Below are 21,597 nucleotides of genomic sequence, written 5' to 3' on the forward strand. Positions count from 1 at the left end.
TGACAGGGGTTTTACATGGAGAACAGCATGTCTGATATCGATTTCTCGCAAAAGATCAATTTTCAGCGGCCTTTTAGTAAACCAGTTGTGGCTGAGGATGATTATGCCATTATTCGTCAGTTTGAAAGTGATCGTGGACGGATTATCAACTCTGCTGCTATCCGGCGCTTACAGCAGAAAACACAAGTCTTTCCGTTGGAACGTAATGCGGCGGTTCGTTCCCGTTTGACGCATTCAATGGAAGTTCAGCAGGTCGGGCGTTACATCGCCAAAGAGATTGTGGAGAGAATGCGGCGGGGAAATCTGTTGGAATTAACCGGATTGGCTGCGTTGCAAACGCCATTTGAAAGCATTGTGGAAATGGCCTGCCTGATGCATGACATCGGTAATCCTCCGTTTGGGCATTTTGGTGAAGCTGCAATCAATGCGTGGTTTGGCAAACGACTGGATGTCGCCTATTTAGGCGCCGACAATCCTCGTGACGATCAATGTAGCGTTCATGGCCTGTTGCTTCAGCATGATGATTATGATCAGTTGCGTAGCCATATTCGCCAGGATTTGAGTAATTTTGAGGGGAATGCCCAGGCTATACGGTTGGTACATACCTTGCTGAGGCTGAATCTGACTTATGGGCAGGTAGGTGGCATCTTAAAATATACCCGCCCGGCATATTGGCTGGGCGAGATCCCGACAGAATACGACTACCTCATGAAAAAACCGGGCTATTATCTGGCGGAAGAGCCTTTCATCGTTGAGATGCGCCGAGAACTCTCTCTGGGCGAATATCACCGATTCCCTATGACTTATATTATGGAAGCCGCCGATGATATCTCTTACTGTGTGGCGGATCTGGAAGATGCTATAGAGAAAAACATTCTCACTGTTGAGCAGCTTTATACCTATTTGCGTGAAAGCTGGGGGGAAAGTCGGCCCGGAGATTTGTTTAGCGTTACAGTAGAACGAGCTTATAAAGAGAGAAAACGGCGAATTAACGATCAGTTCTTCATGTATCTGCGTGTTTATACCGTTGGAAAGATGGTGCCGCACGCCGCGATGCGTTTTATTGATAATATTTCCGATGTTTTTATTGGAAAATTCAATCACGCACTGCTGGAAGATGAGGGTCCGAATGCCCGTTTATTAAAGATGTTTAAAGATGTCGCTAGAAAGTTCGTTTTTAATAATCATGAAGTCGAGCAACTTGAGTTGCAAGGCTATCGCGTTATTCGTGGATTATTGGATATTTATAGTCCATTGCTTGATCTGTCTTACCGTGATTTTTGTCAGTTGGCAAAAGAGAATCGCCACTCATGTTTCCCCATTGAAACCCGGCTTTATCACAAACTTTCCCGTAAACATTGTCTGGCTTACCTGGATGCATTGAAGGGCCTGCAACGGCTGCCAGCGAAAGAGCGAGAAATGCGCGAGTACTATTATCGTGCCCGTTTGATTCAGGATTATATCAGTGGCATGACCGATTTATATGCCTATGATGAATATAGACGCCTGATGGCAGCCGATTGAAACGGAGTATTATCACGAAGATAAGTTTTGTAAATATGGACAATATTTCCTTACTCTTCACTATATTGCGTGAATGGACTTTGGTTGTGCATAGTTACCTCACATACAGTATGACCGCTGCAGAAGGCCATAGATCCCCTATATTGATTGACTATGAGATATATCCCTATGAAAAAAAAATCATTGATTCTGAGTGCATTAACCTTAAGTCTGGCGATGGCGATGGGAACCGTTCCTGCTCTGGCTGCGGGCTCAACTGCCTCTGCCAGTGAACAGCTCCCCAGTTTGGCACCCATGCTGGCAAAAGTGATGCCGTCTGTCGTCAATATTTATGTAAGTGGGCATACCAATGTCAGCCAAGGTAGCGTAACGCAGCAATTACAGCCGTTCTTTGGCGAAAACTCACCCTTCTGTCAGGATGGTTCGCCGTTTCAGTCGTCACCCATGTGTCAGGGGGGCGATGGGAATGGCAACTCTGCCGCACCTGAGCGGCAGGCTTTTGAAGCCCTGGGTGCAGGTGTGATTATCAACGCAGCGAAAGGCTATGTGGTGACCAACAACCACGTGGTGCAAAATGCTGACAAGATTCAGGTCCGTCTCAATGATGGCCGTAAGTTTGACGCTAAAGTTATCGGTAAAGATCCCCAGTCAGATGTCGCGTTAATTCAGCTTGAAGGTTTTAGTGACCTGACGGCTATCAAGATAGCGGATTCTGATAAATTACGTGTCGGGGATTATGCCGTAGCGATTGGTAATCCGTATGGCCTGGGTGAAACCGCGACTTCTGGGATTATTTCTGCGTTGGGGCGCAGCGGGTTGAATATTGAGAATTATGAAGATTTTATTCAGACCGATGCGGCAATCAATCGGGGAAATTCCGGCGGTGCGCTGGTCAATCTTAATGGTGAATTGATTGGTTTGAATACGGCTATTCTGGCTCCCAGTGGTGGTAATATTGGTATCGGTTTTGCCATTCCCAGCAACATAGTGAAAAACCTGACCAATCAGATGGTGGAGTTTGGTGAGGTGAAACGCGGTGAATTGGGTATCCTCGGTACCGAACTTAACTCTGATCTGGCCAAAGCGATGAAAGTCAATGCCCAGCGTGGGGCGTTTGTCAGCCAGGTGCAACCGAAATCAGCTGCCGCCAAAGCCGGAATTAAAGCCGGTGATGTGATTGTCTCCCTGAACGGTAAAACTATCAGTAGTTTCGCCGCGCTGCGGGCTCAGATTGGTTCTCTGCCGGTAGGGACTAAACTGACGCTGGGATTGATCCGCGACGGGAAAACACTTTCCGTGGATGCGACCCTACAGCAGAGTAGTCAGACGAAGGTGGCATCCGGGAACTTGAATTCTGCCATTGAAGGCGCGGAATTAAGTAATACCCAGGTAGATGGACACAAAGGCGTGAAGGTAGACAAGGTTAAACCTGGTTCTGCTGCCGCGCGTATCGGTCTACAAAAAGGTGATGTTATTTTGGGTGTCAACCAGCAGCCTGTCGGCAATATTGGTGAATTGCGCAAGATACTCGATAGTAAACCATCGGTCCTGGCGTTAAACATCCGCCGTGGTGACAGTGATCTCTATTTGTTAATTCAGTAATCAACCCTCCTGATTTCCGGGCACATCTGTGCCCGGTTCTTCATTGAACATATTTGTGATGTCTGTTGCAAATCTTACCTGATGTGACACTTTCTGTGTAATTGCACAATGTATGAGGCTATTGCTGTCATTATGATGGTGCAATTGTCAATCCCCTTCTGAGGTTGAAATGGCGACCTATCATCTTAATGCCAGTCTGGCACAGGATATCGTTGCACGTACTATGCAAATTATTGATAGTAATATCAATGTGATGGATGCGCGGGGTCGAATCATTGGCAGTGGTGACCAGGAGCGTGTCGGTGAGTTACATGAAGGCGCATTGTTGGTGCTTTCTCAAGGGCGGGTCGTCGACATTGATGAAGCAGTTGCCCGTCACCTGCATGGTGTACGGCCGGGCATCAATCTGCCACTGAGGATAGACGGAGAAATCGTGGGCGTTATCGGTCTGACCGGTAATCCCGGGCAGTTGCGCCAGTATGGCGAGCTGGTGTGCATGGCTGCCGAGATGATGCTGGAGCAGGCGCGTTTGCTGCATATCCTGGCACAGGATAGTCGTTTGCGCGAAGAGCTGGTCTTGAACCTGATCCGGACTGACGAGTTGTCACCGGCACTGATGGAGTGGGCGCAACGATTGGGGATCGATCTTAATCAGCCACGTGTTGTAGCGGTAGTGGAAGTCGATAGTGGACAATTGGGTGTGGATAGCGCCATGGATGAGCTTCAGCAGTTACAAACTCTACTGACGACGCCGGAGCGCAACAACCTGATTGCTATTGTTTCACTGACAGAAATGGTGGTGTTGAAACCTGCACTTAACAGTTATGGCCGTTGGGATGCGGAGGAACATCGTCGGCGCATTGATAATTTGCTTTCCCGCATGGCAGATGGCAGTCGCTTACGGGTCCGGTTGGCGCTAGGGAATTATTTTTCCGGTCCTGGCAGTATCGCGCGTTCTTACCGCACCGCACGGACTACGATGAGTGTTGGCAAGCAGCGTATGCCGGCTCAACGCAGTTACTTTTATCAGGATCTGATATTGCCCGTGTTGCTGGATAGTTTGCGTGGTGGCTGGCAGGCTAATGAGCTGGTTCGCCCGTTGACCAAGCTCAAAGCAATGGATGGAAATGGCCTATTACGCCGGACATTACATGCCTGGTTTCGTAATAATGTGCAGCCCGGAGTGACAGCCAAGGCGCTGTTTATTCATCGTAATACACTGGAATACCGTTTGAATCGTATCTCGGAACTGACTGGGCTGGATTTGACCAACTTTGATGATCGGCTGCTGTTATATATAGCGCTTCAATTGGATGAAGATGAATAGACCACTCAGAGTGGATGCTAATTATCTTAGACTCAAAACTATTAATATATGGCAAATAATATAACCCAATAGTATAAATTATCGCTAAACAGTATTTTTGCCACCTTCCTATATCCTCTATTGTCCCTTCCACACACCTATATAACCAACATACTGAAAAGAGTGCTGATGTAATTCTGTATAGATGTTGGACTAATTTTATCTAGGATCTACTCAGGAAAAACCAGTCATGCTCATGGCAATGGCCGATTAACCTGGATTTTCTACAGGTGGATAAAATACGTGTTTTTTGAGGAGCGATAGGCATGTCAATGCGCCGTCTGGTGTTTTCATTGGCCACAGCCACACTGTTGTTTTCCAGTGTGGTCTCTGCGGCAACAGAATTGTTGAACGTCTCTTATGATCCAACCCGTGAGCTTTATCAGCAATATAATGCTGCCTTTATCCGGCATTGGAAAGAAACCACCGGTGAGAGCATCACAATTAGAGACTCGCATGGCGGTTCGGGTAAACAGGCTCGAGCGGTTATTGATGGGTTGCAGGCGGATGTCGTGACGTTAGCGCTGGCGGGCGACATTGATGCATTGAATCTTAATCGGCCATTGATCGATCCTCAATGGCAATCGCGCTTACCGGATAACAGTACCCCTTATACCTCAACCATTGTGTTTTTGGTACGCAAAGGGAATCCCAAGCATATTAAAGACTGGAACGATTTGATTAAACCAGGCGTTGAGGTCATTACGCCGAATCCGAAAACCTCTGGTGGCGCACGGTGGAATTTTCTAGCCGCCTGGGCTTATGCCAAACATCTTCCTGGCGGAAATGACGAGAGCGCGCTGAAGTTTGTCACAGAATTGTACCGCCATGCACCGGTGCTGGATACCGGTGCCCGTGGGGCGACGGTCAGCTTCGTCCAGCGTCAGTTGGGCGACGTACTGATTGCCTGGGAAAATGAAGCGCATCTCGCTCTGAAAGAGCAGGGTGGAGATCAGTTGGAAATCATTACACCATCACTCTCTATTCTGGCAGAACCGCCAGTCGCGGTGGTGGATAAGGTTGTTGAACGTAAAGGTACCCAAAAGCTGGCGGAAGCGTATCTCCGCTATCTTTATAGTGATGAAGGGCAACGCATTATCGCCGAAAACTATTATCGACCGCGTAACGCCCAGATTGCTGAGGAGTTCAAAAACCAGTTTGCTCCAGTACAACTGGTTACCATTGATAAGGAATTCGGTGGCTGGAAAAAAGCACAGTCTCGGTTTTTTAACGATGGTGGTGTGTTCGATAGCATTTTCAAACAAATCAACAAATAAGTTGTTCAATGCATAAAACTGCTGCTGTTATGGACAGTTTTGTTATGCGGGTTATGGCTGAGATATCCTCCTGCGCATGATAATCAAAGGTTTTTTATGTCGAGACGCGCTTTACCGGTGATCCCCGGTTTTGGACTAACGTTAGGTTTTAGCATCAGCTATCTGGGACTGTTGGTTCTCATTCCATTGGCGACGATGTTTCTGTATGCCAGCCAACTGACATTGATTCAGTTCTGGGAATTAATCACCAGCCGTCAGGTGCTTTTTTCGTTACGGCTTTCGTTCGGCACGGCGCTGATGGCCGCCTTTATCAATGGCATTTTGGGCACGTTGCTGGCATGGGTATTAGTACGTTATACCTTCCCGGGGCGGAAGATCATTGATGCCATGGTCGATATGCCATTTGCCCTGCCGACAGCCGTCGCCGGAATTGCCTTAACCTCGCTGTATGCACCCACGGGACTGGTGGGGGCACTGTTTCCATTCAAGATCGCCTATACCAGCCTTGGTATTACGTTGGCGTTGATTTTTGTTACGTTACCTTTCGTCGTCCGGACCTTACAGCCCGTGCTGGCTGATATTCCCAAGGAAGTGGAAGAAGCCGCCTCTTGCCTGGGGGCGGGGCCGTTGCAAACCTTTCGTCATGTATTGATCCCTGCCATTTTACCGGCCTGGCTGACCGGCTTTGCGCTGGCGTTTGCCCGAGGCATAGGGGAGTACGGCTCGGTGGTGTTTATCGCGGGGAATATCCCTTTTAAAACAGAAATACTGCCATTGCTGATTGTATCCAAACTCGATCAGTACGATTACAAAGGTGCGACGGGGATCGGGGTTTTCATGCTGATGATTTCTTTCATTATGTTGTTGCTGATTAATATTTTGCAACGTCATATTCAACCCAAGTTGTAGGGATTTCATCGTGGATCAGATTATATCGACATCTGCCAGCGTGCAGATTTCCCCCAGACGCCCGGCGACGTTTTATGTTTTGATTGTGCTGGCCTGGATAGTTTTTTTCATGGTGCTGGTATTGCCGCTGTTGATGGTCGTCACCGAGGGATTGCATAACGGGCTGGGGGCCTTTTGGGATGCGATTTCCGAGCCGGATGCCGTTTCGGCACTGAAATTGACACTGCTGGCAACGGCTATTGCCGTTCCTCTCAATATGATTTTCGGGTTATGCCTTGCATGGTGTGTGACTAAATTTGAGTTCTGGGGAAAAACGCTGTTGCTGGCACTGATTGACCTGCCTTTTTCCGTGTCACCGGTGGTCACCGGGTTGATGTATGTACTGTTATTTGGTGCGCAAAGCAAACTCTATCCCTTTCTGGTTGAACATAATCTGGAAATTGTCTATGCCGTCCCGGGCATTGTGCTGGCCACCCTGTTTGTCACGCTGCCTTATATAGCACGGGAATTGATTCCGCTGATGGAACAGCAGGGCTCACAGGAAGAAGAAGCCGCACGTCTGTTGGGGGCCAATGGGTGGCGAATGTTCTGGCATATTACGCTACCCAATGTTAAGTGGGCGTTGATTTATGGCGTAGTGCTGTGTACAGCCCGCGCTATGGGGGAGTTCGGCGCGGTTTCGGTGGTTTCCGGACATATTCGCGGGTTAACTAACACATTACCGCTACATATCGAAATTCTTTATAACGAATACAACATCGTTGCTGCCTTCAGCGTCGCTATCCTGCTGCTGTTGATGTCATTGGTGGTACTGCTGCTGCGTCAGTGGAGTGAAAGTCGTTTAATCAAACAGGTAGAGCAACAACAGGAGCTGGCCAAAAATGAGCATTGAGGTTAACAATATTAATAAACAGTTTGGTCAGTTCCAGGTATTGAATCACATCAACCTGTCGATTGAGAGCGGTGAGCTGGTCGCATTACTGGGGCCGTCCGGCTGTGGTAAAACCACATTGTTGCGCATTATCGCCGGGCTGGAAAAACCAGATAGCGGCAGCATCCGGTTTCATGGTGAAGATGTCTCTGTGCATGATGTACGCGATCGTAATGTCGGCTTCGTTTTTCAGCATTATGCGTTGTTCCGGCATATGACGGTATTCGATAACATCGCGTTCGGCTTGCGTATGAAACCTAAACATATTCGGCCAACAAAGCGTGAAATAGACAAGAAAGTGCATGAACTGCTCAATATGATTCAACTGGATTGGCTGGCTGAACGTTATCCGGAACAGCTTTCCGGTGGACAGCGTCAGCGCGTTGCATTAGCCCGGGCATTAATTGTTGAACCCCGGATCTTGTTACTGGATGAGCCGTTTGGCGCACTGGATGCCAAAGTGCGTAAAGAGCTGCGTCGCTGGTTATCCCGGCTGCATGAAGAGATCAATTTAACCTCGGTTTTTGTGACGCATGATCAGGAAGAGGCGATGGAAGTGGCTGATCGTATCGTGCTGATGAACAAAGGAGTAATTGAGCAAATCGGTTCACCCGATGCGGTTTATAATCACCCGGCCAGTGAATTTGTCTATCACTTCCTGGGAGATAGCAACCGGCTAACATTGCGTGAGTCCGATAAATCTATCCTGTTTCGTCCGCATGAAGTTGTGTTGGCAAGACAACCGCATGTAGATTATCAACCCGTGGTAGTGAAGGATATTCGTCCATTGGGCGCATTGACCCGTCTGACCTTGAAAATTGACGACAATAGTGAGTTGATAGAAGCAGAGGTCGCTCATGATGACGCTACACTGAATGGATTACATCGGGGGGATATCATTCAGTTTAAACCCAAGCGCTATAATGACGACTGGGAAATTTAAGCAAAGAAAAACGCCCCTATGAATCCTTTAGGCTTTCACAATAATGAAGGCCTGATTGCCATCAACCCAGGTTGGTTCATTTTTTATTCTATCCCCCGCTATACTCCGAACCGCAAGTGTGTTGGCTTTCCTCACGTGATCACTTTCCTACCGTGGCATAAATGAGGCATACAGCCTGGATCAGAAGGCTTTAACCATCGTTAGGTTTGCATTTGACTGGCCGTTTTTCAGCAATGCCTGAAAAGACGTATCGACAGTTTTCAACTGTTGCAGAAATTCTTCTGGTGACAAGTCATGACGTTTTCCGCTCATATAAGCCAGCGCCAGCTCTTTGGATTGGTAACGTTGAAAGTTATACATGATGCTCTCCTGAATGATAATGATAACGTGATGGCTAACCGCGAGCTGACTACTTATTACTACTCTTTGTTGTGCGTCGCGTTCTTAATAGAGAGCATTCTACGGTAACCACAATGAAGAGATAGCCGATTTTATAGATGTATTTGATAGGTAATAGCGATGAATTTGGAGTATCACCTTTTTCTTTGTCAATCATGCAACTAATAAAAATAGAGAGTAATATTTCTATGTAGTGGCTACATCTTCGATCAGGATTTGTGCATCACCTCTCTTCTCAACATAACCGGCAAATAGTCCCTCTTATCTGTCTGGTGGTGCAAAAAATAATTACGCTTCATCGTTCTTCCATTAACCAATATCAAGGTGAACATCATGAGTAAATTTATCTTCTCTTCACCAAGAAAATACGTTCAGGGCAGTGGCGTCATTGATGAGCTTGGGAAATACCTCCAGACATTGGGGACAAACGCCTTACTGATTGCTGATGACATCGTATGGGGAATTATTGGCGATCGCGTTAAATTGTCACTTGATGTATCCAAGCTTCAATTTCACTATGAACGATTTAATGGTGAGGCCTCCAGCAACGAAATCACGCGCCTTGCCGCTATTGGTAGTAAGCAGGGAACCAATCTGGTGGTAGGGTTTGGTGGTGGTAAAACGTTGGATACCGCCAAGGCTATCGCAGATGAGTTAAAGCAAAGTGTTGCCATTGTTCCCACTGTTGCTTCAACGGATGCGCCTTGCAGTGCGTTGTCGGTTATTTACACCGATGCCGGGGTATTCGACAGTTATCGTTTCTATGATAAAAATCCTGATCTGGTTCTGGTCGATACGCATATTTGTGCACAAGCACCGGTCAGGTTATTTGCTTCGGGGATTGCTGATGGCCTGGCAACGTATGTTGAGGCATTGGCTGTTCAGCGTTCACACGCATTGTCTATGGTTGGTGGTGATCCTTCTATTGCTGGTATGGCTATCGCGAGAGCCTGTGAGGAGACGTTATTGACCTATGGCCTCAGTGCTTACAATGCCGTTGAGCAGCAGTTGGTGACACCGGCAGTGGAAGCTGTTGTGGAAGCGAATACTTTGCTGTCCGGTTTGGGTTTTGAGAATGCAGGTCTGGCAGGAGCACATGCTATCCATAATGGATTTACGGCAATTGATGGTGATATTCATCACCTGACACACGGTGAGAAAGTGGCTTACGGTACTCTGACACAAATGGTGCTTGAGCAGCGTCCGGATGAAAAAATTGCCCGCTATATTCGTTTCTATCGTGCTATCAAGATGCCAACGACGCTAAAAGAGATGCACCTTGAAAATGAGTCTTTCGAAAATCTGGTGAAAGTGGGGGCATTGGCGGGGGGCAAGGGTGACACCCTGGGTAACCTTAATCCGAAACTCTCTGCTGAAGACGTTGCCAATGCGATTCTGGCTGTGGATGCATTCAGTAAAATCGTTAAGTAAATTTGTCATTTCGTCTACCGCAGCCTGTTGGACTGCGGTTTTCTGTCAGGCGGGTGTGAAAAAACCGCATATCCATGGCTTATGAGAAATAGAGATGAACGACCCTCGGTAATTGGGAGAGTAGATAGAGACCCAGGCCTATGGTCGCGCCGACAATGGTCCCGTTGATGCGGATAAACTGTAGGTCTTTACCAATATTTAATTCAACTTGGTGCGACATCTCTTTTGCATCCCAACCCTTTACGGTATTACTGATGTGTAGCGTCAGGAACTCAGCAAAATCCGGTGCCATTTTGTTTGCCGCCTGTTCCAGGTGGTGATTCAATGAGGCGCGTAACGCCTCATCCTGAGACAGTGTTTTGCCCAACCAAAGAGCTGATTCATTCAACCGTTCACGCAGCAGAGAGTTGCCACCCGCTATGTCTTGTTTGAGCCAGTCGCGCAGGTCTGTCCATAGTTGCGCAATGTAGTTGTTCAGCGTCGGATCGCTCATCAGGTAATGTTTGATTTCCTCAGCTTTGGAGGCTGTCGCGGTATCGCTTTTGAGTCGAACGATAAATGTCTCAACCGCGCGGTCGAAACTTTTACGAAAAGCATGATCACGGTCTTCGCCAATATCATCCAGCACAGCGGCAACGGCATTCGATACCATCTCTGCGCCATTTTCACCTAACCATTCAGTCGGCAGAACTCGGGATTTAACCGGATGTTCTTTCCTTAACCAAATCACGATCTGTCGTGAGATAACGTCACGGGTGGCAGGTTGCTTCAATAATTTCATCAATTGCAAAACTGCCGCATCAAGCAATTCCTGATGGCGGCCATCTTTGGTCATATTCTCCAGCATGGCGGACATGGTTTTCGACAGATCCAGCTTATCCAGTAGGGTAGAAACTGCCTGCCGGATAAATGACTGAATACGCACATCATCGGTGATGTTGAGGAATGCACCCATCATACGCAGTAAATAGCGGCTGAGCCGTTTTGCATTCTTTGGCGAAAGCCAGTCGGCTATGACTTGTGCGGGATTATGCTGACGGATAAGTTCGGTAAGGGAGGCGGGGTCAAGGAATTTTTCCCGCACGAATGCGGCTAGATTATCAGCAATACGATCTTTATTTCTGGGAATAATCGCGGTATGTCTGCCAATAAAAGGCAGAGGAACACGACGAAAAAGGGCCACGACAGCAAACCAGTCAGCTAGTGCGCCGACCATAGCTGCCTCTGCAATGGCTTTCAATCCCAGAATCCAGACATCAGGCTGGAGAAACAATGTCGTAATGAATAGTGCCGCAGCGGTCAGTAAAAACAGCAGCGCGTTACGTTTGCTTTTGAGGAGATCTTTTTCTTTATCCATGAGAGCAGTTTAGCGATCACTAACGTGTTATGTCAGGTTTTTTAGCTTTCAGTCAAATGGTTAAGACAATTTTGCTCAACCCAACAACATGATGAAAATGATGCTTGAAATGCGTTATCGCTGTTGGCGGCATCATGGTAGTGGTGTTTGTTGAGTTTGCTCCCCTGGTCTGCCACTCCGTCCTATTTCACCGCACCTTCCGTTACACCACTGATAAACTTACGCTGAAAAACAAGGAAGATGGCGACGATGGGCAGAATCGCGATCATTGCACCCGCCATCAGTTCCGGAATGTTTAAGGTATTTTTGTTCTGGAAAAACATCATACCGATGGGCAACGTTCGTAATTCTTCTTCGTTAACCAGAATCAGTGGGATCAAGAATTCATTCCATGTCCAGATAAAGAGCAGCAGAGAAAGAGTGGAAAGCGTCGGCCAAATGGCGGGGACCAGAATCCCCCACAATATTTTTTGTCGTTTGGCGCCATCCATCACCGCCGCCTCAATCAGTTCTTTAGGTACTTGCTGAAAGGCGGTTGCTACCATCAATGTGCTGAAAGGAATAGACAGCGCCACCTGTGGCAGGATTAACGCCAGATAAGTGTTGGTTAGTCCCATCCAGTGCAGTTCATGGTAGAGCGGAATAATAAAGGCTTCAGTGGGCAGTACCATGCCAAGTGATAGCAGGAACCCTAGCAATTTTTTACCCGGCAGACGTAAGAATGCAAAAGCAAAACCTGACAAGATGCCTGCCAGCACGCTGATGATAATCACGGGGAAGACCACCAGAACCGAGTTAAGGAAATACACTTCAAAATGGCCCTCACGCCAGGCGGAGAGATAATTGGCAATGTGAAAACTGCCTGGCAGCGTAAATACACCCTGAAACAGCTCGCTTTGGGTTTTGAATGAGGTAATCAAGGCCAGCAAAAACGGCAGGATGGTCATTATCGCAACAATCCAAATCACTACACGTGAAAAACGTGATGTCTTATGCATCAGTGACGCTCCCTGAGAACCAAATGAATCAATCCATTAAGAATAAACACCATCACCATACCGATGATGGCCACAGCGGAAGCGTAACCAAAATGATGCAGGTCGAAGCCTTGCTGATACATGTATATATTGGTCACCAGCGTTGATGTGCCCGGGCCGCCATGGGTCATTACATACACCAGATCAAAGGCTTTGATTCCTGCAATCACCGTAAGAAGAGTAGCGACACGAATTTCTGGACGAAGCGCTGGCAACGTGATGCGCATGAACTTCTGGCGTCTGCTGGAACCATCCAACTCAGCCGCTTCCAGCAAAGAAGGATCCATGCGTTGCAGACCAGCCATAAAGAGCACCAAACAAAAGCCGAAGAAATACCAGGTGGCAACCAGTCCTACCGCAGGGAGTGCCCAGTCAAAATCACCTAACCAGGATAAGGCCAGCCAGGATTGACCCATGGCCCGCAAGATCTGATCGATAGGGCCGAAGGCGGGATTATAGAGCCAACGCCACACGACACCGAGCACGGCCATGGGCATGATGTATGGCAGGAAGAAAAGAATACGTAGCAGACTGCGTTCCACGCCACTACGCGTATCGTTGAGAAAACTACAGAGTATCAGACCAACGATGATCGGAAACAAAGTGTAAAACAGGAGCAACAGGGCGTTATTGCTGATGGATATCCAGAAGGTAGCGTCTGCAAACATATGCGCAAAATTCTGTAGCCCGACAAATATTGGCCATGAGGTTCCATCCCATGCTGTAAAGCTTGCCCATAACGAGAAAACCAGCGGCAGTAAAAGAAACACGGTATAGAGCGTCATTGAGGGCAAAATGAACAGCAGATTTCGCATCCTGGACTTATTAAGCATTAAAAAAACCGCCTCATTTCAGCATTCACTCTGAGTGCGCACGATGGCGCACTATTTCAATGAAAAAGGTGAAATCTATTCGGTGCAGCAGGTTATCTGGCACGTTATTAATGTTTGACTGACTTGAGATACTGCTGGTAATTACTGTCAAGTTTTTCGGTCAGCTGTTTCGGTGTCAGGCGATTGGCCAGCAAGAGCTGCACATCAGCCTTGAGCGCATCACCCATTGTTGGTGTAGCCCAGTCGACGTAATGGCCTAAACCATTATTGGCATTGACGTTGACCCACACGTGATAGACATCTGCCAATAGCGGATTATTGGTAGGTATTTTTGCATCCTTGTTTGTCGATGCAGGAAGGAACCCGGCTTTTAACCAGGCGTTGGCGACCGTATCTGACACAATATAGTTAATGTATTTTGCGGCGATATCTCTCTGCGCCTTGGTTTTTGCAGTGACGGTAATGGAAAATGGGAGATCCGTTCCGCCTACCATCAACGGTGCTTTCACCCCATCGAAAGGCGGTAACGCCGCGAAGTGAATATCTTTATTGGTTTTAAATTGCCCCATATACCAGGTGCCACTGATGAAAAATGCCGCCTGGTTGTTACGAAACAACGATGCAGCATCATCGCTCGCTATACCCTCATAGCCGGGAAAGAAATAACCTTTTTTGTTCCAGTCCTGCATCATCTGTGCAGCTCTTTCGAGTTTTGCATCTTTAAATGTGCCGCCTACGTCATAGATCAAATTGTCCAGTGTCTTACGATCCGAGCTCTCAATCTGGTCTTCCCAGAGCGTAGACAGCAATTGTGGACCCACTGATCCAGCCAGTAGACCAAGCATCATGGGAACCGTGCCTTGTGCCTTGAGTTTGGCCATGGCAGCTTCCAGCTCTGTCATATCTTTGGGCACCGGTATGCCGGCTTTGTCCAGCAGCGCTTTGTTATAATAAAGACCGACCATTTCTCCCAGACTGGCGACGCCATAAAGTTTACCGCTGCCAAAATCCTGTGTGTCAGACCAGCGGTTGCGTTTGAGAATGGCACTTGGGAAGCGTGTGTCCCACCCATACTGTTTGGCATATCCATCCATTGGGAACAGCAATTTTTCTTTGACCAGCGCACCCATATCGCCGCCGCCCTGGTTGACCTGTGCGACCTGAGGGCCATCTCCTGAGGAGAGCGCCAGTTTCAATGGAATGCGTGTATCTTCAAAAGCATGCACAGATCGGGTGATTTTCGCTCCGGGGTTTTGTGCCTCAAAGTTTTTAATGGCTTGATCAATAACCGCCGTTTGTGCCGGATAGTTGTAGATGTCCCAAACGGCGATGTTTTCTGCTTGTGCGCTGCCGATAGTGATTGCACTGGATAAGCTGACAGCCAGTAACGAGAAAACCAGGTGTAGCAGATGTTTGTTCCGTGGCGGGCGTGACATGTTCAAAACGAGCGTGGTTGTAGACATGGTGTATCTTTCCTCCAACACAGGGTTAGTATCCCTTTTTCTGATGGCAAAAGCGTATCCTTTGCTTTGCAAAGAGGTGAATGTTTGAACACTACCCATCCACCATTCAATACTTACTTTATATACAAAATAAAGTCAAATAGCTTATTTGCTATACTGATAATGTTAATTTTTGCATCGAATCGCTGTTTTTAACTTAATTCTCAGTGTTAAATACCAGTTTGGTGAGCTATGTCATCAGGATGTGGTCTATCGGCCCTTGTAACCAGATAACTATTCTCTTTAATAACCTTATTTTAATCAACTGTATGTTTTTAAATATGAAAATCTTATTCCTGAAAAGGATGTTAAATCTGACGCATCAATGGTTCAAGGAGGGGATAACGGGCCTGGCACGGTTTTTCTCATAAAGAGTGAGGAAAAATAATTCGTTTTTATTTTGTTCAGGAGTGTGATCTGATACCAAGTTAAAAAAATGTGAATTGTTGGAGTTATTATATATTGCAAACTAAGTCATCATTCTTTAGTTTAGAAATTCGTATTTTTTGCTCATATTGGACGGGAGTTTACGATGGTCTCATCTTCTCTAGTGATACGGCACGCCAAGGAAAATGATTGGGATGCACTCTATGACATTTGTCTCAAAACAGCAGATGCCGGACAGGATGCCACTGCGTTTTACAGTGATCCCCAATATCCAGGATTACGTTTCTCAGTGCCTTATGCCGTTTTTGAGCCTGAACTGGCTTTTGTACTCTGTGAGGATGCTCAACCGTTGGGCTATGTGGTCGCGGCGCGCCATACCGTTCATTTTGAGCAACGGCTTGAGGCCGAATGGTGGCCTCTGTTGCAGGAGAAATACCGTGACCGCCCGGCGACGAAACCTTTGGATGAAAATATTCTGGCGTTTATCCGCCAACCTGAACGCGCTTCGCCGCAACTCACTGACGCCTACCCCGCACATTTACACATCAATATCTTACCCTCTGCACAGAAAAGCGGGCAGGGGCGAAAAATGGTAGAAACTGAACTTGATGCATTGCGAGCCCAAGGGGTGACCGGTGTACATCTGGGCGTAAGCCTAAGAAATGAAAAGGTTAGTGCTTTTTACGAGAAGATGGGCTTTCGGATGCTGTTTCGCAGCAATGCCCTTTATATGGGACTCACCTTGTAAGCGGAAAGATTATGGCGAATGTAGCGCTCAACTCTATCAAAAAATCTTATGATAACGTCCATGTTATCCATGGTATCGATCTTGAAATTCAAAGTGGTGAGTTCATCGTTTTCGTCGGGCCTTCTGGCTGCGGCAAGTCCACTTTGTTACGTATGATTGCCGGTCTTGAAGAGATAACCGCCGGTAAACTCAGCGTTGATGGTGTCGATATGACCCATCAACCAGCAACGGAACGCGGCATCGCGATGGTATTCCAGTCTTACGCCTTGTACCCGAATATGACGGTGCGCGGTAACTTGAGCTATCCGCTGGAAGTCGCCGGTCGGCCCAAATCCGAGGTGAGACAACAAGTAGAAGCCACGGCGGAAAAATTGCATTTGACAGAGTTACTGGACAGGCTGCCAAGAGCCTTATCTGGCGGGCAACGCCAGCGAGTGGCCATTGGCAGGGCGATTATTCGTCAGCCGCGCATTTTTTTATTCGACGAACCTTTGTCGAATCTTGATGCTGAACTGCGTTTACAGATGCGTATTGAGATTGCCAAACTCCATGAGTCGTTGGGTAATACCATGATTTATGTTACGCACGATCAGTTGGAAGCGATGACGCTGGCTGACAGGATTGTGGTGTTGCGACTAGGAAAAATAGAGCAGGTAGGCTCACCGTTAACGCTCTATCACGATCCGGATAATATGTTTGTGGCGGGATTCATTGGCTCGCCAAAAATCAATTTCATCAAAGCGATTGTCGCCTCGAATCATGAGAGCCATGTCGGATTACGGTTACCGGAGTTGAACATTGATAATCTGCTATTACCACTCAGCCATACTCTGCAAGAAGGACAGCATGTGTGGTTGGGTGTCCGGCCTGAACATTTTGTCGAGCCGATGGGCGCCGATTGTCAGTTTACGGCATCGCTGACATTTGCTGAGCGATTGGGTCATACCAACTATCTGTATCTGGATATTGGTGTGGAGAACACGCTGGTTATTGAGCAACGAGAAGCCAAACGCTATGAAACCGGCGACAGCGTATCACTGGGGATCAACGCCAGCCAGTGCCTGCTTTTTGCCGACAGCGGTGAGCGTGTTCGCTAAATATGATGCTGATTTTTCCCCTTTCAATCGGTCGAGAGGGGGAACCGTTTATTCTCCATCGGCATTTGCCGCCAGAATATCAATGAGTTTGTTAACCGCAAAACCAGCGGCACCCAATGCCCACATACGGTTTGACTCGGTCAGGAACATCAAGGGCGTCAATTGTGGCGTGAGCTTCAGGCGGTACGCCTGGAAACTCATCGTGACGCGTTCCAGTAATATCCGTGATGCCATTTGTGGCTCCATCGCTAGATAAACCACATCCGGATCCAGGGCTATCGACAGATTCGCCAATGATACACCAATGTGATGCCCGGCATTAGCCAGGACATCCAGCATGTGGGGGGATGGTCGTTGATCGACTTCGAGTAAGTTCTTCGGCGGTGTTTCGCCTGTGGGTGTCTGTTGTGCAATGGCATTCAAGATCGCGCGCGACGAGGCAATGTCTTCAAGATTTCCTGCCGTCCCGTCACCAATCAGCGCCATGCCTATTTCCCCCGCGTTACCGTGACGTCCGCGATACAACTGGCGCTCCAGGATAATACCTGCACCAATACCTTTACCGTAGGTGGCGATAATTGCTGATTGCGCACTGCCCAACTGACCAAATACGAGGGTCGCCAGTGCCATAGCATTCGCATCATTCTCGATATAGACCGGAATGTTAAAGCGCTCTTCCAGCATGTTGGCAATAGGTACATTGGTCCAGTCTAGTGCTTTAGAACGTACACAGTAGCCGTTTGCTGGGTCAACGATACCTGAGAGTGCTACACCGATAGCGCTGACTTTTGCGGCATCCACAGTCTTGAGGAACTTGGTCAGCGCATCACTTAACTGTTTGGGGGTTAATGCGCCGGTTGGGATCAGCTGTTCACCAATCAGTTTGCCATTCAGATCCGTCATAACGATCAGATTGCGTTCCGCATTAAGCTGAATACCAACGACAGTGGCATGATCGGGATTCAGACCCAACAGGATTTTGGGTCTGCCCATAGATTCCCGTCGAAGCCCGAGTTCATGAATAATTCCTTTGCTTAATAGTCTGTTCGCCGCCTGAGAAATGGTGGACATGCTCAGGCCGCTGCGTACTTTCAAGTCCGACTGGCTGATCGGAGAATTTTCAATAATAAGGCGCAGAATACGCGCTGAAACATTCGGAACAATCATAGGGTTTTGAATCATCTTATGGTTTCATGACAGAGAAATTGCTGCAATTATTGTCGATTATTGTGTCGCCAGACGCAACGCGCCTTGTAAAGCATCCGCTTTGGCGCTAACCAGACGTTCACGCGTCACTGTGGGCAAATAGGGCAATATCGGTTTAGCGATACCACCCATTAATGCCACGTCACCCTGACACGCCTTGAGTAACCAATTCAGCATTAAATCAATATCTTCGGCTAATTGACTAACCAGAGTGAGCCCCTGTGGGTCTGATGCCTGTGCGGCCTGGAAAATCTCAGGAGCAAAATGCCCCCAGTCTGCCGGCTTGGCGGACTGTGACCAGTTGAGTAGTGTTTCTGGTGAGTTAGAAAAGTGCGCCATCAGCGAACGCGTGAGTGGGGTATGTGTGAGAATATTGTCGTGCGCCAGTAGTGCTGAACGCAATGCACTGCGACCAAGAATGGCCCCAGAACCCTGATCACCAAGGTTAAATCCCCAACCACCGATAGCATGAAAGTGATGCCCGTCGAACGCGGCCCCCTGACTTCCTGTCCCGACAATGAGTACGGCACCCGGAGAACCAGAATGTGCACCAAGACAGGCAATCTCAACATCCGATGCTACGTGAACTGCTGCAAAAGGCAGTACTGACTGTGTGACGCGATGGCGAAGTTCAGTGATATTCGCCCCGGCAAAGCCAAAACCGGCCACGGTATCAGATAATGCGGAAAGTGGCAGTCCGGCATGATAGAACGTCTGTTCAACGGCAGACATCGCCGTAGACAGCGCACCGTTAAAATCTGAAAATAGATTAGCGGCGCCAAGGCACGCTTCAGCCAGAATGGTGCCTTTCTTGTCGGTCAGTCGCGCACGGCATCGTGTACCACCGCCATCCACACCCACGAAGTAATCTGGTTGCAACCTTGCCTCCTTCTGGCTCTGAACCACCGGCTTTTAACGCCATCAAGTAACAGCCTAAACCTGTAGCTTTTCACTCCAATGAATGGCGTGACCGGTATAGAGCAAAAAAGATAGGGTAAAAAAACATAAATCGCAATGATAAAAAAATTAAGAAAAAATAAATTCATAAAAAATCATTAAAAACATAATGATAACAAATTATTTCATTTTCACTTAAGCTTCATTTATTGACATTAGTTTTGCTGTCGTAATAAGTTCTTGATGGTTGTCAGAGCAATGTAAGCCTGGTCAGGGCCATGCATCATTACACCATTTCGCAAAGCATCTCTTTCAGAGACGGGCAGGGGACATAACATGAAAGTAGGCATTGTCGGACTCGGTTTTCGCATGTCAAATGTGGTTAACGAGTTCAGTAAAGTTGATCCGGATTTCAGCATTACCGGATATTTTGATCCCGCACCGGCAGGGTTACCGAATCTGAAAGCGTTCAATATCGATGCCGGTTACGCCTTCGACTCTTTTGATGCACTCTTGCGGGCTGGTGGCTTTGATTTGCTGATGGTCGGCTCGCCAAATTATATGCATCTTGAGCATATCCGGGCGGGGCTGGCTACAGGTGTGCGCGTCTTTACCGAAAAACCGGTAGTCATCGACGAAGCACAAAGCATGGCGTTGGCTGAACTGGTTAAAGAGTATGGATCTGACAACATCATCGTCGGGTTGGTATTACGTTATTCGCCCTTGTATATCGATTTGCTCAAAGCGAAACAAGGCAACCAACTGGGTGAAATCACTTCCATTGAGGCCACCGAGCATATCAAGCCTTATCACGGTGCTTTCTTCATGCGCGACTGGCGTCGCTATGAGAAATATGCCGGCCCTTACATTCTGGAAAAATGCTGTCACGATATCGATCTTTATCAGGGCTTGGTCGGTGAGCGAGCTGTTCGGGTTGCCAGCTTTGGCGGTCGGAAATCCTTTACCCCGCAGCATGAACCACAGGGAAAAATCACCACTGATTCCGAGGTGTATCACATCAAACCCAGTGGCTGGTCCAGCACCGATGCGGTATTTAACAGTGATGCGGATATTGTGGATTATCAGACAGCCATTATCGAATATGCAGGTGGTGCCACGTTAGCCTTCCATGCCAATCTGAACGTGCCGGATGAATTTCGTCGTTTCTGCGTAATAGGATCCAATGGTATGGCGGAGGGCGATTTTGTCCGTAACTATTTTCGTGTACATGATGCCCGTACGGGGGACAAGCTGGTTTCGACCGAATATGAAGGTAATGCGTATGATGGTCATTATGGTGCAGATGCATTAATGGTCGAGGAGATCGTCAAGCATCTGAAAACCGGCAGTCCACTGAAAGTGTCCGTCGTTGATGCGCTGGAAGCCGGGTTAACGGCGATTAAAATTGATGAGGCGAGAAAACAGCGTACCGTTATCGATCTAACTGAATGTTGGCAACGTTTTGATCGGGCATTAGGTCGTGAGCTCTGTTAAGCGTTCATTGCTTACCGGCGTTAATCGGCCATAAGTGACAATGTTAGATGTTAAAGGCGCCCCTCTCGGTACTACGGTATGACTGGGTATCAAGGGATTAAACGCAATCTGGGATTAAATTTAAGGGAGCGTATATCCGCTCCCTTGTCATCAATAATACCAATACGGTTATTACAGACTTTCTGTGAAAGTACGAGTAATAACGTCGCGCTGTTGTTCTGGTGTCAGTGAATTAAAACGTACAGCATAGCCAGATACACGGATGGTTAGCTGTGGATATTTTTCCGGATGTTTGACCGCATCTTCCAGCGTTTCACGGCGCAGAACATTCACATTCAGATGCTGACCGCCTTCAACGCGAACTGATGGTTTGATATCTAACGGAATTTCGCGATATTCAAACTGGCCCAGCTCACTGACTGTCACGATTTGGTCTTCGCTATAGCCGGATTTTGCACATACACAGCGAGCCTGAGACTTCTCTTCATCCAACAGCCAGAAAGAATTAACCAGGGTATTGTCGTTTGCTTTGGTGATTTGAATACCAGTAACCATAATTGCCTCCGTAAAGCGGCGTTATATTATCTAAAATAAAAATGCGGGCAGTCAGTAACAAACCAACGGTTTGTATTTAACGATAAAGTAAAATTGACTGAA

Annotated in this window: 19 protein-coding genes; 11 read left to right on the forward strand and 8 right to left on the reverse strand. The window is 47.6% G+C overall.

All coding sequences use genetic code 11. From position 1 onward, the window contains the following. The first annotated feature begins 27 nt into the window (after window positions 1-27). The 7 genes from dgt (at window position 28) to RS889_RS05790 (ending at window position 8,552) form a co-directional block, all read left to right on the forward strand. Window positions 28-1,524 (forward strand): dGTPase, encoded by a 1,497-nt coding sequence (gene dgt / locus RS889_RS05760; RefSeq protein ID WP_315709751.1) that lies wholly within the window; start codon window positions 28-30, stop codon window positions 1,522-1,524. A gap of 168 nt (window positions 1,525-1,692) precedes the next feature. Continuing rightward, complete coding sequence (degP, locus tag RS889_RS05765; RefSeq protein ID WP_021016977.1) at window positions 1,693-3,126, forward strand: serine endoprotease DegP; 1,434 nt, start codon at window positions 1,693-1,695, stop codon at window positions 3,124-3,126. A gap of 169 nt (window positions 3,127-3,295) precedes the next feature. Continuing rightward, on the forward strand, window positions 3,296-4,453 hold the full coding sequence (locus tag RS889_RS05770; protein ID WP_315709754.1) for a CdaR family transcriptional regulator: 1,158 nt from the start codon (window positions 3,296-3,298) through the stop codon (window positions 4,451-4,453). A gap of 305 nt (window positions 4,454-4,758) precedes the next feature. Then, complete coding sequence (locus tag RS889_RS05775; RefSeq protein WP_021016975.1) at window positions 4,759-5,769, forward strand: sulfate ABC transporter substrate-binding protein; 1,011 nt, start codon at window positions 4,759-4,761, stop codon at window positions 5,767-5,769. Window positions 5,770-5,865: 96 nt separating this feature from the next. Beyond that, window positions 5,866-6,678, forward strand: a complete 813-nt coding sequence (cysT, locus tag RS889_RS05780; RefSeq protein WP_021016974.1) for a sulfate ABC transporter permease subunit CysT — start codon at window positions 5,866-5,868, stop codon at window positions 6,676-6,678. Window positions 6,679-6,688: 10 nt separating this feature from the next. Continuing rightward, the gene (cysW, locus tag RS889_RS05785; RefSeq protein ID WP_290180169.1) at window positions 6,689-7,570 is read left to right on the forward strand and encodes a sulfate ABC transporter permease subunit CysW; all 882 of its coding nucleotides are present in this window, start codon (window positions 6,689-6,691) and stop codon (window positions 7,568-7,570) included. Further along, on the forward strand, window positions 7,560-8,552 hold the full coding sequence (locus tag RS889_RS05790) for a sulfate/molybdate ABC transporter ATP-binding protein (RefSeq protein WP_315709755.1): 993 nt from the start codon (window positions 7,560-7,562) through the stop codon (window positions 8,550-8,552). The genes cysW and RS889_RS05790 overlap by 11 nt, the downstream gene beginning before the upstream one ends. Window positions 8,553-8,732: 180 nt before the next feature. Here RS889_RS05790 and RS889_RS05795 read toward each other — a convergent pair whose 3' ends face one another. Further along, window positions 8,733-8,912, reverse strand: a complete 180-nt coding sequence (locus RS889_RS05795; RefSeq protein WP_021016971.1) for a hypothetical protein — start codon at window positions 8,910-8,912, stop codon at window positions 8,733-8,735. Window positions 8,913-9,284: 372 nt separating this feature from the next. Here RS889_RS05795 and RS889_RS05800 point away from each other — a divergent pair, with 372 nt between their 5' ends. Next, window positions 9,285-10,382, forward strand: a complete 1,098-nt coding sequence (locus RS889_RS05800) for a glycerol dehydrogenase (protein ID WP_290180164.1) — start codon at window positions 9,285-9,287, stop codon at window positions 10,380-10,382. A 79-nt stretch (window positions 10,383-10,461) separates the two neighbouring features. Here the strand turns inward: RS889_RS05800 and RS889_RS05805 are convergent, their stop codons facing one another. From RS889_RS05805 to RS889_RS05820, 4 genes are all read right to left on the reverse strand, one after another. Beyond that, on the reverse strand, window positions 10,462-11,739 hold the full coding sequence (locus RS889_RS05805; RefSeq protein WP_315709756.1) for a DUF445 domain-containing protein: 1,278 nt from the start codon (window positions 11,737-11,739) through the stop codon (window positions 10,462-10,464). A 182-nt stretch (window positions 11,740-11,921) separates the two neighbouring features. Beyond that, complete coding sequence (locus RS889_RS05810) at window positions 11,922-12,737, reverse strand: carbohydrate ABC transporter permease (RefSeq protein WP_315709757.1); 816 nt, start codon at window positions 12,735-12,737, stop codon at window positions 11,922-11,924. Continuing rightward, a complete protein-coding gene (locus RS889_RS05815) occupies window positions 12,737-13,609 on the reverse strand; it encodes a carbohydrate ABC transporter permease (RefSeq protein ID WP_021016967.1) in 873 nt (290 codons plus the stop codon). Before RS889_RS05815 ends, RS889_RS05810 begins: the two co-directional genes overlap by 1 nt. Before the next feature lie 107 nt (window positions 13,610-13,716). After that, window positions 13,717-15,045 (reverse strand): extracellular solute-binding protein, encoded by a 1,329-nt coding sequence (locus RS889_RS05820; RefSeq protein WP_425475138.1) that lies wholly within the window; start codon window positions 15,043-15,045, stop codon window positions 13,717-13,719. A 598-nt stretch (window positions 15,046-15,643) separates the two neighbouring features. On the opposite strand from RS889_RS05820, the gene RS889_RS05825 reads away from it, so the two are divergent. Then, window positions 15,644-16,246 (forward strand): GNAT family N-acetyltransferase, encoded by a 603-nt coding sequence (locus RS889_RS05825; protein ID WP_315709761.1) that lies wholly within the window; start codon window positions 15,644-15,646, stop codon window positions 16,244-16,246. An 11-nt stretch (window positions 16,247-16,257) separates the two neighbouring features. Further along, a complete protein-coding gene (locus RS889_RS05830; RefSeq protein WP_021016964.1) occupies window positions 16,258-17,343 on the forward strand; it encodes an ABC transporter ATP-binding protein in 1,086 nt (361 codons plus the stop codon). 48 nt (window positions 17,344-17,391) lie between these two features. Here RS889_RS05830 and RS889_RS05835 read toward each other — a convergent pair whose 3' ends face one another. Next, window positions 17,392-18,510 carry an ROK family transcriptional regulator gene (locus RS889_RS05835; protein WP_315710932.1) on the reverse strand — a complete coding sequence of 373 codons (1,119 nt, stop codon included), beginning with the start codon at window positions 18,508-18,510 and terminating at the stop codon, window positions 17,392-17,394. A 57-nt stretch (window positions 18,511-18,567) separates the two neighbouring features. Further along, on the reverse strand, window positions 18,568-19,428 hold the full coding sequence (locus RS889_RS05840; protein ID WP_315709764.1) for a glucosamine kinase nucleotide-binding domain-containing protein: 861 nt from the start codon (window positions 19,426-19,428) through the stop codon (window positions 18,568-18,570). A gap of 354 nt (window positions 19,429-19,782) precedes the next feature. On the opposite strand from RS889_RS05840, the gene RS889_RS05845 reads away from it, so the two are divergent. Further along, window positions 19,783-20,940 carry a Gfo/Idh/MocA family protein gene (locus tag RS889_RS05845; RefSeq protein ID WP_315709766.1) on the forward strand — a complete coding sequence of 386 codons (1,158 nt, stop codon included), beginning with the start codon at window positions 19,783-19,785 and terminating at the stop codon, window positions 20,938-20,940. Window positions 20,941-21,111: 171 nt separating this feature from the next. Here RS889_RS05845 and grcA read toward each other — a convergent pair whose 3' ends face one another. Next, window positions 21,112-21,495 (reverse strand): autonomous glycyl radical cofactor GrcA, encoded by a 384-nt coding sequence (gene grcA / locus RS889_RS05850; RefSeq protein ID WP_315709767.1) that lies wholly within the window; start codon window positions 21,493-21,495, stop codon window positions 21,112-21,114. Between the last annotated feature and the right edge of the window lie 102 nt (window positions 21,496-21,597).

It is taken from the genome of Brenneria uluponensis, assembly GCF_032395385.1.
Lineage (GTDB): Bacteria > Pseudomonadota > Gammaproteobacteria > Enterobacterales > Enterobacteriaceae > Prodigiosinella > Prodigiosinella aquatilis.

Bases quoted from the DNA above. Each gene is read 5' to 3' on its own strand.
- dgt (WP_315709751.1), top strand. From the start codon at position 28: ATGTCTGATATCGATTTCTCGCAAAAGATCAATTTTCAGCGGCCTTTT.
- degP (WP_021016977.1), top strand. From the start codon at position 1,693: ATGAAAAAAAAATCATTGATTCTGAGTGCATTAACCTTAAGTCTGGCG.
- RS889_RS05770 (WP_315709754.1), top strand. From the start codon at position 3,296: ATGGCGACCTATCATCTTAATGCCAGTCTGGCACAGGATATCGTTGCA.
- RS889_RS05775 (WP_021016975.1), top strand. From the start codon at position 4,759: ATGTCAATGCGCCGTCTGGTGTTTTCATTGGCCACAGCCACACTGTTG.
- cysT (WP_021016974.1), top strand. From the start codon at position 5,866: ATGTCGAGACGCGCTTTACCGGTGATCCCCGGTTTTGGACTAACGTTA.
- RS889_RS05790 (WP_315709755.1), top strand. From the start codon at position 7,560: ATGAGCATTGAGGTTAACAATATTAATAAACAGTTTGGTCAGTTCCAG.
- RS889_RS05795 (WP_021016971.1), bottom strand. From the start codon at position 8,912: ATGTATAACTTTCAACGTTACCAATCCAAAGAGCTGGCGCTGGCTTAT.
- RS889_RS05800 (WP_290180164.1), top strand. From the start codon at position 9,285: ATGAGTAAATTTATCTTCTCTTCACCAAGAAAATACGTTCAGGGCAGT.
- RS889_RS05805 (WP_315709756.1), bottom strand. From the start codon at position 11,739: ATGGATAAAGAAAAAGATCTCCTCAAAAGCAAACGTAACGCGCTGCTG.
- RS889_RS05810 (WP_315709757.1), bottom strand. From the start codon at position 12,737: ATGCATAAGACATCACGTTTTTCACGTGTAGTGATTTGGATTGTTGCG.
- RS889_RS05815 (WP_021016967.1), bottom strand. From the start codon at position 13,609: ATGCTTAATAAGTCCAGGATGCGAAATCTGCTGTTCATTTTGCCCTCA.
- RS889_RS05820 (WP_425475138.1), bottom strand. From the start codon at position 15,045: ATGTCACGCCCGCCACGGAACAAACATCTGCTACACCTGGTTTTCTCG.
- RS889_RS05825 (WP_315709761.1), top strand. From the start codon at position 15,644: ATGGTCTCATCTTCTCTAGTGATACGGCACGCCAAGGAAAATGATTGG.
- RS889_RS05830 (WP_021016964.1), top strand. From the start codon at position 16,258: ATGGCGAATGTAGCGCTCAACTCTATCAAAAAATCTTATGATAACGTC.
- RS889_RS05835 (WP_315710932.1), bottom strand. From the start codon at position 18,510: ATGATTGTTCCGAATGTTTCAGCGCGTATTCTGCGCCTTATTATTGAA.
- RS889_RS05845 (WP_315709766.1), top strand. From the start codon at position 19,783: ATGAAAGTAGGCATTGTCGGACTCGGTTTTCGCATGTCAAATGTGGTT.
- grcA (WP_315709767.1), bottom strand. From the start codon at position 21,495: ATGGTTACTGGTATTCAAATCACCAAAGCAAACGACAATACCCTGGTT.